This is a genomic window from Methylibium sp., from assembly GCF_965279545.1.
GTDB lineage: Bacteria > Pseudomonadota > Gammaproteobacteria > Burkholderiales > Burkholderiaceae_C > Methylibium.
The window spans coordinates 1,084,641-1,098,856 of the sequence record NZ_OZ257250.1; the positions used below are offsets into that span (position 1 = coordinate 1,084,641).

Below are 14,216 nucleotides of genomic sequence, written 5' to 3' on the forward strand. Positions count from 1 at the left end.
ATGCACGCCTACTACAGCGACCACTACGTCCTGCCGCTGCCCGAGGGTCACCGATTCCCGATGGCGAAGTACCGGATGCTGCGCGACCGCATTGCCGCCGAGTTGCCGGCGGTGCACCTCGCTGCAGCCCCGGCGGCGAGCGACGACGAACTGGCGCGGGTGCACGACCCGGCCTGGGTGAATGCGGTGGCTGAAGGCGCGCTGAGCGCGGCGCAGCAGCGCGAGATCGGCTTCCCATGGTCCGAGCCCATGGTCGAGCGTTCGCGCCGCTCGGTCGGTGCGACGATCGAGGCCGCCCGCCGGGCGCTGCAAGAGGGCGTGGCAGCCAACCTCGCCGGCGGCACGCACCATGCCTTCGCCGACAAGGGGTCGGGCTACTGCGTCTTCAACGACATTGCCGTCGCTGCCCGGCTGATGCAGGCCGAGTGGCAATGCACCCGGCACGTGCTGCTGCGGGTGGCGGTGATCGATCTCGACGTGCACCAGGGCAACGGCACGGCGGCGATTTTTGCTGACGACCCGACCGTGTTCACGCTGTCGCTGCACGGCGCGAAGAACTTCCCCTTCCGCAAGGAGGCGAGCGACCTCGACGTCGAGCTGCCCGATGGCTGTCGCGACGCTGCCTACCTGGGCGCGTTGGATGCTGCGCTGGCCACGCTCTGGGCACGCCATCGGGAGGCGCTGCCGGGCCTGGTGTTCTACCTGGCCGGAGCCGATCCGCACGAAGGCGACCGGCTCGGGCGCCTTCGACTCAGCACGGCAGGCATGGCCGAGCGCGACCGGCGCGTCTTTGCAGCTTGCACCGAACGCCGCATCCCGGTCGTCGTGACGATGGGTGGCGGCTACGGGGTGAACATCGAGGACACGGTCGCCGTGCAGCTGGCGACCTACCGCGAGGCGCTCGCCGGCTGGGCGGCCTGGCAGGCGCCGCGCACAGCGTTTGGCGATGTCGCGCCCGGCCTTCGATAGTCGTCCGCATGCCCGATCCCTCGTCTTCGGACCGGCGTGCCGCGATGCAGACTTTCGACGCCCCGGCAACCCGGACCCTGCTGCCGGCCGCGGCGCTGGTCAGTGCCGTGGCTGCCGCGATGCGCGCGCGCCGGGCCGGCAAGATCACGGCGCCCGAGCGGCTGACACTGTCGCTGCCGGGTGGTGGCCGCTATTTGGTGATGCCGGCGGCCGACGACGAGCTGGCCATCACGAAGCTGGTGGCCGTGCATCCGGCCAATCCGGCCCGCGGTCTGCCGACGATCCATGCCCAGCTCGTCGTCGCCGATGCACGCGACGGGCGCGCCCTGATGCTGCTGGACGGCCCGACGGTCACCGCGCGCCGCACCGCGGCCGTTACCGCGCTGGGCCTGCGCGTGCTGGGCGCGTCGCCGGTCCGTTCGGTGGCGCTGCTGGGCACCGGCGCACAGGCGCTGGAGCATGCGCGGCTGCTGGCTGAACTGGGCGAGGTGAGTGCGCTGCACCTCGTCGGGCGCACGAGGGCACAGGCCGAGGCATGTGCCGAGGCGCTCGGCGCCGAGCTGGGCGGTGTCACCTTGACGGCACACGCCACGCTGGCCGGTGCGCTCGACGCGGCACAGGCGGTCGTCACGCTGACCACCAGCCTGCGGCCGGTGCTGCCCGAGCACCTGCCTGCCGCGCTGCTCGTCGTCGGCGTCGGTGCATTCACGCCGCAGATGGCCGAGTTGCCGCCCGCGCTGCTGCGCTCCCGGCGCGTGATCGTCGATGCGCTCGAGGGTGCGCGCAGCGAGGCGGGCGATCTGATCCAGGCGGCGATCGACTGGTCGCAGGTCAGCGAACTGGTGGACCATCTCGATGAGCCGGCGCCGGCGGGGGCGGCACCGGTGTTCAAGACCGTGGGCCAGGCCGCGTGGGACCTGGCCGCCGCCCACGTCGCGCACCGTATGCTCGCGACCTCATGAATCCTCGAGGCGCAACGGTCGGACCTGGCGTCACACGACCGCGTGCCGTGCTCGTGGCGCTCGGCTGCGGCCTGCCGGCTGTGGCCAGTGCCGCCGCGATCGACGGCGCCGCGCTGGGTGCCGCGTGGGCCACGCCCTTCGCCGGCCTCCTGCTGTCGATCGCGCTGATTCCTCTGCTGGCGCCGGGCTTCTGGCACCACCACTACGGCAAGGTGGCGCTCGGCTGGGCGCTCGCCTTCGTGCTGCCGTTTGCGGCGCTGTTCGGCGTCGGCGCGGCGGGTGCGGCGCTGGTGCATGCGGCGCTGGCGGAGTACGTCCCGTTCATCATCCTGCTGACGGCGCTGTTCACCGTGGCCGGCGGCATCCACATCCGCGGCAATTTCCATGGCAGCCCAGGCTTCAATGCGGTGCTGATGAGCATCGGCGCGGTGCTCGCCAGTTTCATGGGCACCACCGGCGCGTCGGTGCTGCTGATCCGTCCGCTGATCCGCGCCAACGACAACCGCAAGCACGCGGCGCACGTGATCATCTTCTTCATCTTCATCGTCTCCAACGCCGGCGGCTCGCTGACGCCGCTGGGCGACCCGCCGCTGTTTCTCGGTTTCCTGAAGGGCGTGGACTTCTTCTGGACCGTGAAGCACCTCTTTCCCGAGACGCTGTTCCTGGTCGGTGCGCTGCTGGCTCTCTTCTATGTCATCGACAGTCGCTACTACGCGAAGGAAGGCGCGGGCCCGACGGATCCGACGCCCGACACGCCGGGCTTCGCGATCGAGGGACAGTTCAACCTGCTGCTCCTGGGGGTGATCGTCGCCCTGGTGCTGATGAGCGGCACCTGGCGGCCGGGCGTCGAGTTCGTCGTGTTCGGCACATCGGTGGGCCTGCCGCAACTGGTGCGCGATGTCATGCTGGTTCTCGTGGCCCTGCTGTCACTGAAACTCACGCCGGCCGGCGTGCACGAGAGCAACCAGTTCAACTGGGCGCCGATGCTGGAGGTGGGCAAGCTGTTCGCCGGCATCTTCCTGACCATCGCGCCGGTGCTGGCGATGCTGAAGGCCGGCCCGGCGGGTGTGTTCGCACCGATCGTCGGCCTGGTGACCGCGCCCGACGGACAGCCGATCCCGGCCATGTACTTCTGGGCCTCGGGCCTGCTGTCGAGCTTTCTCGACAACGCACCGACCTACCTGGTGTTCTTCAATCTTGCCGGCGGCGAACCGCAGGTGCTGATGACGACGCTGGCGCCGGTGCTCGCGGCCATTTCGGCCGGCTCGGTGTTCATGGGCGCCAACAGCTACATCGGCAATGCGCCCAACCTGATGGTCAAGGCGATCGCCGAGGACCGCGGGCTGCGCATGCCCGGCTTCTTCGGCTACATGGCCTGGAGCCTCGGCATCCTGCTGCCGCTGTTCGCGGTCATGACATTCATCTGGTTGCGCTGAGGAGTACGAACGCATGGACAAGGTCCTGGTGGCACGCGCCGCCTTCCCCGACATCATCGAGCGCCTGCGCACGCATTTCGAGGTCGACGACAACCCCGCCGACACGGTGCTCGACAAGGCGCAGCTGATCGCCCGGCTGCAGGGCAAGGCGGGCGCCTTCACCACCGGCAGCGAGCGCATCGACGCCGAGGTGCTCGCGGCCTGTCCGCAGCTGCGCGCGGTGTGCAACATGGCGGTCGGCTACAACAACATCGACCTGGCGGCCTGCACCGAGCGCGGCGTGATCGTCACCAACACGCCCGACGTGCTGACCGAGACCACGGCCGACTTCGGCTTCGCGCTGATGATGGCCGCGGCGCGGCGCATCACCGAGTCGGAGCACTACCTGCGGCGCGGCGAATGGACGAAGTGGCACTACGACCAGCTCGTCGGCTCCGACGTGCACGGCGCCACGCTCGGCATCCTCGGCATGGGCCGCATCGGCCAGGCCATCGCTCGGCGCGGTGCGCTCGGCTTCGGCATGCCGGTGATCTATCACAACCGCTCGCGGCTGGCCCCGGAAATCGAGGCCGGCCTGAGGGCGCGCTATGTCGACAAGGCGAGCTTGCTGCGCGAGTCCGACCACCTGATGCTGGTGCTGCCGTATTCACCGGCCTCTCACCATGCAATCGGCGCGGCCGAGCTGGCGCAGATGAAGCCGGCCGCGACGCTCACCAACATCGCGCGCGGCGGCGTGGTCGACGACGCCGCGCTGGCCGAGGCGCTGAAGGCGCGCCGCATCGCTGCAGCCGGGCTCGACGTGTACGAGGGCGAACCGAAGCTGAACCCGGCGCTGCTCGAGCTGCCGAACATCGTGCTGACGCCGCACATCGCAAGCGCTTCCGTCGCCACGCGCCGCGCGATGGCCAGCCTGGCGGTCGACAACCTGATCGCGGCGCTGGGCCGGGGGCCGCAGGCCGGTCGGCCGCCGACGCCGGTGAATCCCGCAGTGCTGCCGCGCTGAAGCGCCGGCTGCCCTGCCGCAGCCGGCCGGGCCGGGCTGACACAATCGTGGCACGATGCGCCCCGATTGGTTGAGTTGGTTGGTCCCCGCGCTGCTGGCGCTGAATTTCATCCTGCTGCTGTGGCTGGCCTTGCGCCGCCCGGACGACGCGCCGCTGCGTGAGGTCGGCGAGCGGCTGCAGCAGACCACCCGCACCGACGCCGAGCGCCTGGAGCGCGAACTGCGCGGCGAGGTGCAGGAGAGCGCGCGCGGCACCCGCCAGGAGCTGGCGCAGGCCTTGACGCTGTTCCAGCAGACGCTGCTCGCGCAGGGCGGCGACGTGGCGCGCACGCAGAACGAACAGATTGACTCCTTCCGCACCCAGCTCGCGGCCACGCAGCAGTCGCTGGCCGACACGCTGCGCGCGAGCACTGGCGCGCTGACGCAGGCCTCGCTCGCGGCGCGCGAGGCGCAGGACGGCGCGCTGCGGCGCTTCGGCGAGACGCTGGGCGAGCAGCTCAAGGCCCTGTCGGACGCCAACGAGCGCCGCCTCGGCGAGGTGCGCAGTACCGTCGAGACGCGCCTGCTCGCGCTGCAGGCCGACAACGAGAAGAAGCTCGAGCAGATGCGCCAGACGGTCGACGAGAAGCTGCATGCGACGCTGGAGCAGCGGCTCGGCGAGAGCTTCAAGCAGGTCGCCGACCGGCTGGAGCAGGTGCACCGCGGCCTCGGCGAGATGCAGACGCTGGCGCAGGGCGTGGGCGACCTGAAGCGGGTGCTGAGCAACGTCAAGAGTCGGGGGGTGTTCGGTGAGGTGCAACTGGCCGGCCTGCTCGAGCAGGTGTTCACGCCCGAGCAGTACGCGACCAATGTGGCGACCGTGCCGGGCAGCAGCGAGCGCGTCGAGTTCGCCTTGCGCCTGCCGGGCCGCAACGACGACGGCACGCCGCTGTGGCTGCCGATTGACGCCAAGTTCCCGCGCGAGGACTACGAGCGCCTGCTGGACGCGCAGGACCGCGCCGACAAGGAGGCCGCGGACGCGGCCGGCAAGGCACTCGAGCTGCGCATCCGCGCCGAAGCCAAGACGATCGCCACCAAGTACCTCGCGCCGCCGCACACCACCGACTTCGCCTTGTTGTTCGTGCCGACCGAGGGCCTGTACGCCGAGCTGCTTCGGCGGCCCGGCCTGGTGGAGGCGCTGCAGCGGCAGCACCGTGTGACGCTGGCCGGGCCGACGACGCTGCTGGCGATGCTCAACAGCCTGCAGATGGGATTCCGCACCCTGGCGCTGGAGAAGCGCAGCTCGGAGGTGTGGAAGACGCTGGGCGCGGTGAAGACCGAGTTCGAGAAGTTCGGTGGTGTGCTGGCACGCGTCAAGGGGCAGACGCAAACGATGCTCAACACGCTGACCGACGCCGAGGTGCGAACGCGGCAGATGAGCAAGGCACTCAAGGACGTCGAGGCGGTGCCGGGGGCCGAGGCGCAGGCCCTGCTGCCGGGCGGCTTCGAGCCGGCCGAGGACGACGAGCGCGAGGCCGTCGGGCGCGATGGGCGGAGCTGAACCGCCAGCGGCCGGCGGATCGCGGTCACTGGCGCCGCGGCTGCTGCCGCTGATCGGCGGCCAGCTCTGCCTGCATGCCGCGATGACCGGCCTGCGCATGGCCGCACCGCTGCTGGCACTGCACGAAGGCCACAGCGCGGTCGCGGTCGGCGCTCTGCTGGCCTTGTTCGCTGCGGCGCCGTTCGTGCTCGCGCTGCCGGCCGGCCGCATGGCCGACCGCCACGGCTACCACCGCCCGGTGGGCTGGGCCGTGGCGATGGCCTTCGGCGGTGCCGCGCTCGCGGCGCTGGCGACGCTGCTGCCGCCGGCCTGGCATTACGCGCTGCTGTGCGTCGCAGCGGTGCTGTGCGGCGGCGGCGCGAACTTCGGCCTGATCGCGATCCAGCGCACCGCCGGGCGGCTGGTCAGCGACCCGACCGGTCTGAAGCGCGTGTTCAGCTGGCTCGGCCTGGCTCCGGCCGTGAGCAACATGGTCGGACCGGTGATCGCCGGTGTGGTGATCGACGCGGCCGGCTTCGGCGCCGCGTTCGCGGCGCTGGCCCTGCTGCCGCTCGCGGGCCTCGTCTGGGCTCGCCGGGTTGCGCACGAGGCGCCGCCGCCTGCGGCCACCACCGTGCCGGGCCGCCGCGCCTCGTGGGATCTGCTGACCGCGCCGCCGATGCGCCGGCTGCTGCTGGTGAACTGGCTGCTGTCGAGCAGTTGGGACGTGCACAGCTTCATCGTGCCGGTGCTGGGCCACGAGCGCGGCCTCAACGCTTCGTCGATCGGGCTGATCCTCGGAGCCTTCGCGCTGTCGGTGGCCGGCGTGCGGCTCGCGATCCCGCTGCTGGCGCACCGCTTGCGCGAAGGTGCGGTGCTGGCCGGTGCCATGCTGCTGACCGCCACCGTGTTCGCGGTTTACCCGCTGGCGCACAGCGCGCTGCCGATGGGCGCGTGCGCCGTCGTGCTGGGGCTTGCGCTTGGCGCGGTGCAGCCGATGATCATGTCGACGCTGCACCAGATCACGCCCCAGGCGCGTCACGGCGAGGCGATCGCATTGCGCTCGATGGCGATCAACCTGTCGAGCGCGCTGATGCCGCTGGGCTTCGGCGTGGCCGGGGCGAGTCTGGGCGCGACCGGCGTGTTCTGGCTGATGGGCGCGATGGTCGGCGCCGGGGCGTGGCCGGCCCGCCGGCTCGCCACGGCGCACTGAGTGGCGCCCCGGGGCGCGGCGTACCGCCGTCACCCCTCGCGCGGGGTGCTCAGTACACCAGCCGGTCGGGGCGGATGTCGCGCAGGATGGTGGTCGCGATCTCTTCGATCGACTTGTGGGTCGAGCTGAGCCAGGCGATACCCTCGCGGCCCATCATCGATTCGGCCGCCGACACTTCATAGCGACAGTTCTCCAGCGCGGCGTACTTGCTGTTGGGCCGCCGCTCGTGGCGGATCTCGCGCAGGCGCTCCGGCGCGATGGTCAGCCCGAAACACTTCTTCTTGTGCGGCAGCAGCGCCGAAGGCAGGGCGCCGCGCTCGAAGTCCTCCGGGATCAGCGGGTAGTTGGCCGCCTTGATGCCGTGCTGCATGGCCAGGTAGAGCGAGGTCGGCGTCTTGCCGGAGCGGCTGACGCCGACCAGGATCACGTCGGCGATGTCGAGGTTCTTCGACGATTGACCGTCGTCGTGGGCGAGCGAGAAATTGATCGCCTCGATGCGGTCGGTGTACTCCTGACTCTTCGAGATGTCGTCGAAACGACCGACCCGGTGGTTGGACTTGATGCCGAATTCGGCCTCCAGCGGCTCGACGAAGGTGCCCAGCATGTCCAGCACCAGGCACTGCGCACTGCGGATGATGCCGCGCACCTCGGTGTCGATCAGCGTGATGAAGACGATCGGGCGCTTGCCCTCGCGCCCGGCGGTGTCGTTGATCTCGCGCACCACCTGGTAGGCCTTGTCGGGCGTGTCGATGAAGGGCCGGCGCACGTGGCGCGGCTTGGCCGAGAACTGAGCCAGGATGGAGTTACCAAAGGTTTCGGCGGTGATGCCGGTGCCATCCGAAACGAAGAACACTGTGCGATTTGGCATGTCTGGGCGGCGTTGTGCCGCGGCTTTAGGGGGTGGATGGCAAGGCGATCGAGCAAGACGAGGGCCGTACAATTAAACCAGTTTGCACCAGGCCTTTCTTAACCTGACCCCAGCCATGAGCCCCGCGCCGAGAACAAGACGAACAGGCGTGAGCGCGGCCGGCTGGAGGCCTCAGTGGCCGCACGCGTGCGCCCCGGTTTCATCACATCACGGAGTTTTCCCATGTCCAGCTTTGATGCGACCGCCCTGGTCGTCCCGTTCGAACGACTGAGAATGACCGATGTCGACGCGGTTGGCGGCAAGAACGCCAGCCTCGGCGAAATGATCAGCCAGCTCGCTGCCTCCGGTGTGCGAGTGCCCGGGGGCTTTGCGACCACCGCGCATGCCTTCCGGCAGTTCCTGAAGCATGGCGGACTGGTCGACAAGATCAACGCGCGGCTGTCGGCGCTGGACACCGACGACGTGCGGGCGCTGGCCGAGGCCGGTGCCGAGATCCGCGGTTGGGTCGAGGCCCAGCCGTTTCCGGCCGACCTGCAGGACGCGATCGCGACCGAGTTCTCCCAGCTCACCGCCGGCAATCCCGGCGCATCGTTCGCGGTGCGTTCGTCGGCCACCGCCGAGGACCTGCCCGACGCCAGCTTCGCCGGCCAGCAGGAGACCTTCCTGAACGTCGTCGGCATCGAGGACGTGCTGCACAAGATGAAGGAGGTGTTCGCCAGCCTCTACAACGACCGCGCGATCAGCTACCGCGTGCACAAGGGCTTCGCGCACGCCGACGTGGCGCTGTCGGCCGGCGTGCAGCGCATGGTGCGCTCCGACCTCGGCTCGGCCGGCGTGATGTTCACGATCGACACCGAGTCCGGCTTCAAGGACGTGGTCTTCATCACCTCCAGCTACGGCCTGGGCGAGACGGTGGTGCAGGGCGCCGTGAATCCGGACGAGTTCTATGTGCACAAGCCGGCGCTGAAGGCCGGCAAGCTGGCCGTCATCCGCCGCAACCTCGGCTCCAAGCTGATCAAGATGGAGTTCGCTACGCCGCAGGAGAAGGCGGCCACCGGCAAGCTCGTGAAGACCGTGGACACCGCGACCGAGCAGCGCAACCGCTTCTCGCTGACCGACGCCGACGTGACCCAGCTCGCCAGGTATGCGCTGATCATCGAGGAGCACTACGGCCGCCCGATGGACATCGAATGGGGCAAGGACGGCGGCGACGGCCAGCTCTACATCCTGCAGGCGCGTCCCGAAACCGTGAAGAGCCAGGCCGAGGGCAAGGCCGAGCAGCGCTACAAGCTCAAGGGCTCGGGCACCGTGCTGGCCGAAGGCCGTGCGATCGGCCAGAAGATCGGGACCGGCCCGGTGCGCATCGTGCACAGCCTGGCCGAGATGGACCAGGTGCAGGCCGGCGACGTGCTCGTCACCGACATGACCGACCCGAACTGGGAGCCGGTGATGAAGCGAGCGAGCGCGATCGTCACCAACCGGGGGGGGCGCACCTGCCACGCGGCCATCATCGCGCGCGAGCTCGGCATCCCGGCCGTGGTGGGCTGCGGCGACGCGACCGAAGTGCTGAAGGAGGGCGCGCTCGTCACCGTGGCCTGTTCGGAGGGTGACACCGGCTACATCTACGACGGCCTGCTGGAGACCGAGATCACCGACGTGCAGCGCGGCGAGCTGCCGTACTGCCCGATCAAGATCATGATGAACGTCGGCAACCCGCAGCTGGCCTTCGACTTCGCGCAGATGCCGAACTCCGGCGTCGGCCTGGCGCGGCTCGAGTTCATCATCAACAACAACATCGGCGTGCACCCGAAGGCGATCCTCGACTACCCGAACATCGATGCCGACCTGAAGAAGGCCGTCGAGAGCGTCGCGCGGGGACATGCGTCGCCGCGTGCGTTCTATGTCGACAAGCTGACCGAAGGCATCGCGACGATTGCCGCGGCCTTCTGGCCCAAGCCGGTGATCGTGCGCCTGTCGGACTTCAAGTCCAACGAGTACAAGAAGCTCATCGGCGGTTCGCGCTACGAGCCCGAGGAAGAGAACCCGATGCTGGGCTTTCGCGGTGCATCACGCTACATCAGCGCCGAGTTCGGCGAGGCTTTCGCGATGGAATGCGAGGCGCTCAAGCGCGTGCGCAACGACATGGGCCTGAGCAACGTCGAAATCATGGTGCCCTTCGTGCGCACGCTCAAGCAGGCCGAGCGCGTGGTCGGCATGCTGGCCGACCAGGGCCTCAAGCGCGCCGCGGCCGGCGGCAGCGACGGGCTGAAGGTCATCATGATGTGCGAGGTGCCGAGCAACGCCATCCTGGCCGAGCAGTTCCTCGAACACTTCGACGGCATGTCGATCGGCTCGAACGACCTGACCCAGCTCACGCTGGGCCTGGACCGCGATTCCGGCCTCGAGTTGCTGGCGGCCGATTTCGACGAGCGCGACCCGGCGGTCAAGGCCATGATCTCGCGCGCCATTGCGGCCTGCCGGGCCACTGGCAAGTACATCGGCATCTGCGGGCAGGGGCCGAGCGACCACCCCGACTTCGCCGACTGGCTGGCGGCCGAGGGCATCGTGTCGATCTCGCTGAACCCCGACACGGTGGTCGACACCTGGCAGCGGCTGGCGCGGCGCTGACGCCGGCGGGTCGCACACTTGCTGCGGACGGGCCCCTTCGGGGGCCTTTTTCGTGCCCGGGGGCGGCCACCTACCAAGGGTGCAGGAGCTGCCACCGGGTCGACGCACGCGTTAGCATCGCTTCCGATCCGCTTCCCGGAGAGACGAAGCCGACGCGTGCCCCCTCCTATGCTGTTGTTCGTCACGTCGATCAAGCTCATCGCCGAGATAGCGCTGTGTGCGCTGGCCGGGCGCTTCTTGCTCGGAGTCCTCGCCGGAGGACGGCGCGAGCAGAATTTCTTCTATCAGCTGCTGACGGCACTGACACGTCCGTTCACGACGGGCATGCGCGCGATCACGCCGCGGCGCGTGGTCGATCGCTACATCCCGCTGCTTGCCTTCGTTGCGTTGGTTTGGATCTGGCTGTTCGCGTTGATCGAGAAAGTGCAACTGTGCCGTGCCGCGCCCATGCAGAGCCTGTGCCAATGAGCACGGTCGTCCACCCCGGACGGGGCCGCATGCGCCGGCAGTTCCTGCTGCTCAAGTGGCGTGCCCGAGCGAGTCTGATGCTCGGCTTGCGACGGGTCGCGCTCGACGCCTTCGACCGCATGCTGCGATTGCGTCCGACGGACACCTATGCGCTGGCCAGCCGCGCCCATGTGGGGGCGCAGGGCGGCAACCGCTCGACGGCGGTGGTGGACCTGCGTGCGCTCCTGCGCGTCGACCCGCGCGATGCCCCGGCCTGGTTCAACCTCGGTTTCCTGCTCGAGCAAGAAGGTGAGGCCGCCGCGGCGGAGGCGGCATTCCGACGTGCCGTCGAGATCGAGCCCGGGCTGGACCGCGCGTGGTACGGCCTGGGCCTGGTGCTGATCCGCCAGCACCGCCACGACGAGGCGGCCGCTGCGCTGATGCGCAATACCGAGCTGCAGCCGATGAGTCCGCACGGCTGGTACCAGCTGGCGCGGGTCCAGGTCGAGCTCGGAAAGGCCGACGAGGCCCTGAGGATCATTCGCCATCTCAGAGGCTTCGAGCCCAAGGTGGCGGCCCAGTTGGAGCGCGAGACCGGTCTGGCGGTCGAGCCCTCCATCGCGCTATGAGAGGTCGTGGCGATGTCCTTGGCTGAGTCCCAATCCCGCTACTGGCGCAAGAACCTCCAGCTCACCTCGGTCTTGCTGGTGGTTTGGTTCGTGGTGAGTTTCGTGTTGACTTATTTTGCGCGCGATCTCAACTTCCGCTTCTTCGGTTGGCCCTTCAGTTTCTACATGGCCGCACAGGGCTCGCTGGTGATCTACGTTTTCCTCGTCTGGTACTACGCGCGCGTCATGAATCGCCTGGACCGGGAGCACGGTCTGGCCGAGGAGCCCTGACGTGGCCCCGGTGACACCTGGCTCAGGCGCTGCCGCGAACGCGGGGCGCGCTGCTTTCAAGCGCCGGCTCGACAAGGCTTACACCTGGTACGCCTTTGCCTTCGTCGGCTTTGTCGTCACGCTCGGTGTGCTGGAGCAGATCGGCCTGTCGCGCAGCTGGATCGGCGTGATCTTCCTGCTCGCCACCGTGGGGGTGTACGCCGCCATTGGCGTTGCGAGCCGCACCACCGACGAGGTCGAGTACTACGTCGCCGGCCGGCGTGTGCCGGCGATGTACAACGGCATGGCGACCGGCGCCGACTGGATGAGTGCCGCCTCGTTCATCGGCCTGGCCGGCACCTTGTATTCGAGTGGCTTCGACGGGCTGGCCTTCATCATCGGCTGGACCGGGGGTTACTGTCTGGTCGCGATGCTGCTGGCGCCTTACCTGCGCAAGTTCGGGCAGTTCACGATTCCCGATTTCCTGGGCGAGCGCTACGGCAACGGTGCACGCACGCTCGGGATTATCGCGGCGATCCTGTGCTCATTCACCTATGTCGTGGCGCAGATCTACGGCGTGGGCCTGATCACTGCGCGCCTGACGGGCTATGCGTTCGAGATCGGCATCTTCATCGGGCTCGGCGGCATCCTGGTGTGCTCCTTTCTCGGTGGCATGCGGGCGGTGACATGGACGCAGGTGGCGCAGTACATCGTGCTGATCGTCGCCTACCTCGTGCCGGTGGTCTGGCTGTCGGTCAAGCAGACCGGCGTGCCGCTGCCGCAGGCGATCTACGGCTGGCAGCTCGAGAAGATCACGGCCCGCGAGCAACTCCTGGTCAACGATCCCAGGGAAATCGAGGTGATCGCGGCATTCAAGCAGCGCGCCGATGAAGCCGCCGCGAAACTCGATGACGTGCCGACCGCGATGGCCGCCGACCGGGCCGCTGCGAAGCACAAACTCGCCCAGCTCAGGGCCGAAGGTGCCGCGCCGATGCTGGTGCAGGCTGCGGCCAGGGCGCTCGCCGCTCAACCCAACACCGAGAGCGAAGCACGCAAGGCCTACCTCGCGGCCAAGAGCTACAACGAGGCCCGCGCCAGACCTTTGGCCGGCATGTCGCCGCACGCGCAGCAGTTTGCCGGCGACCCGAACGGCGACGAGCGCAGCAGAAGGTTGTTCGACGAGTCGCGCCGCAATTTCCTGGCGCTGGTGTTCTGCCTCATGGTCGGGACCGCCGCGCTGCCGCACATCCTGATGCGCTACTACACGACGCCCTCGGTGCAACAGGCGCGCGAGTCGGTCACGTGGTCGCTGTTCTTCATCTTTCTGCTCTACTTCACGGCGCCGGCGCTCGCCGTGCTGGTCAAGTACGAAGTTTTCAGCAACCTCGTCGGTACCCCCTTCGATCAGCTGCCAGCCTGGATCGCCACCTGGGCGAAGGTCGAGCCGACACTGATGTCGGTGACCGACATCAACCACGACGGCATCCTGCAACTGGGCGAAATGAAGATCGGCAGCGACATCATCGTGCTGGCCACGCCGGAGATCGGCGGTCTGCCCTACGTGATTTCGGGCATGGTGGCGGCGGGCGGGCTGGCCTCGGCGCTGTCGACGGCCGATGGCCTGCTGCTGACGATCGGCAATGCGCTGTCGCACGACCTTTACTACAAGATGATCGATCCCAATGCGTCGACCTCGCGCCGTGTCACGATCTCCAAGATCCTGCTGCTGGTGGTGGCGCTGGTGGCGGCCTACGTGGCCGCCTACAAGCCGGGCGACATCCTTTTCCTGGTCTCGGCGGCGTTTTCGTTCGCCGCAGCGGCCTTCTTCCCGGCGCTGGTGCTGGGCATCTTCTGGAAGCGTGCCTCCGGCGCGGGTGCGATGCTGGGCATGATCGCCGGCCTGGGCACCGCGATGTACTACATGGTGCACAACCAGGTCTGGCTGCGCGGTGTGTTCGGCATCACCCACCCGGTCAGCCTGTGGTTCGGCATTCAACCGATCTCGGCAGGGGTGTTCGGCGTGCCGGTCGGCTTTGCGGTCATCGTCGTCGTGAGCCTGTTCACCGCGCGGCCGGGCCAGAAGGTGCAGGAGCTGATCGCGCATGTGCGCTACCCGGACTTGCACGAAGACCCGAGCAGACGGCGCCCTTCCTGAGTTCAGCGGGGCGACAGGACGGAGCAGAGAGCTCCTGGTCGCACGGCCGTTCCCCCGGTTCCCCTCCGCAGCCGGGGCGGCCGACCGGCGTTGGCCGCTATAATCGCGGGCTCACCTTGCCGTACCCCTTGTTGACGC

General features: G+C 68.8%; 12 protein-coding genes. 11 read left to right on the forward strand and 1 reads right to left on the reverse strand.

Annotated elements, in window-relative coordinates; translation table 11 throughout:
- The 6 genes from ACQY9S_RS05070 to ACQY9S_RS05095 are packed head-to-tail and all read left to right on the forward strand — an operon-like array spanning position 1 to position 7,102.
- Entirely contained in the window at positions 1-969 is a 969-nt protein-coding gene (locus tag ACQY9S_RS05070; RefSeq protein ID WP_428423542.1) for a histone deacetylase family protein, read from the forward strand.
- A gap of 8 nt (positions 970-977) precedes the next feature.
- Positions 978-1,931, forward strand: a complete 954-nt coding sequence (locus ACQY9S_RS05075; protein WP_428423544.1) for a delta(1)-pyrroline-2-carboxylate reductase family protein — start codon at positions 978-980, stop codon at positions 1,929-1,931.
- The gene (locus tag ACQY9S_RS05080) at positions 1,928-3,367 is read left to right on the forward strand and encodes a sodium:proton antiporter (protein ID WP_428423546.1); all 1,440 of its coding nucleotides are present in this window, start codon (positions 1,928-1,930) and stop codon (positions 3,365-3,367) included. Before ACQY9S_RS05075 ends, ACQY9S_RS05080 begins: the two co-directional genes overlap by 4 nt.
- Positions 3,368-3,380: 13 nt before the next feature.
- Positions 3,381-4,370, forward strand: a complete 990-nt coding sequence (locus tag ACQY9S_RS05085) for a 2-hydroxyacid dehydrogenase (protein WP_428423548.1) — start codon at positions 3,381-3,383, stop codon at positions 4,368-4,370.
- A 55-nt stretch (positions 4,371-4,425) separates the two neighbouring features.
- Positions 4,426-5,910: a DNA recombination protein RmuC gene (gene rmuC / locus ACQY9S_RS05090; RefSeq protein WP_428423550.1), complete on the forward strand. Its 1,485-nt coding sequence runs from the start codon at positions 4,426-4,428 to the stop codon at positions 5,908-5,910.
- On the forward strand, positions 5,897-7,102 hold the full coding sequence (locus ACQY9S_RS05095) for an MFS transporter (protein WP_428423551.1): 1,206 nt from the start codon (positions 5,897-5,899) through the stop codon (positions 7,100-7,102). The genes rmuC and ACQY9S_RS05095 overlap by 14 nt, the downstream gene beginning before the upstream one ends.
- Positions 7,103-7,151: 49 nt before the next feature.
- Here ACQY9S_RS05095 and ppsR read toward each other — a convergent pair whose 3' ends face one another.
- The gene (ppsR, locus tag ACQY9S_RS05100) at positions 7,152-7,970 is read right to left on the reverse strand and encodes a posphoenolpyruvate synthetase regulatory kinase/phosphorylase PpsR (RefSeq protein ID WP_428423553.1); all 819 of its coding nucleotides are present in this window, start codon (positions 7,968-7,970) and stop codon (positions 7,152-7,154) included.
- A gap of 222 nt (positions 7,971-8,192) precedes the next feature.
- Between ppsR and ppsA the strand changes: the two genes are divergently transcribed.
- The 5 genes from ppsA to ACQY9S_RS05125 all read left to right on the forward strand — a co-directional run bounded on the left by ppsA (position 8,193) and on the right by ACQY9S_RS05125 (position 14,078).
- Entirely contained in the window at positions 8,193-10,598 is a 2,406-nt protein-coding gene (ppsA, locus tag ACQY9S_RS05105; protein ID WP_428423555.1) for a phosphoenolpyruvate synthase, read from the forward strand.
- A 168-nt stretch (positions 10,599-10,766) separates the two neighbouring features.
- The gene (locus ACQY9S_RS05110; protein WP_428423557.1) at positions 10,767-11,066 is read left to right on the forward strand and encodes a hypothetical protein; all 300 of its coding nucleotides are present in this window, start codon (positions 10,767-10,769) and stop codon (positions 11,064-11,066) included.
- Complete coding sequence (locus ACQY9S_RS05115; RefSeq protein WP_428423559.1) at positions 11,063-11,674, forward strand: tetratricopeptide repeat protein; 612 nt, start codon at positions 11,063-11,065, stop codon at positions 11,672-11,674. Before ACQY9S_RS05110 ends, ACQY9S_RS05115 begins: the two co-directional genes overlap by 4 nt.
- A gap of 12 nt (positions 11,675-11,686) precedes the next feature.
- Entirely contained in the window at positions 11,687-11,944 is a 258-nt protein-coding gene (locus ACQY9S_RS05120) for a DUF4212 domain-containing protein (RefSeq protein WP_428423561.1), read from the forward strand.
- A 1-nt stretch (position 11,945) separates the two neighbouring features.
- Entirely contained in the window at positions 11,946-14,078 is a 2,133-nt protein-coding gene (locus ACQY9S_RS05125; RefSeq protein ID WP_428423563.1) for a sodium:solute symporter family protein, read from the forward strand.
- The last annotated feature ends 138 nt before the right edge of the window (positions 14,079-14,216 follow it).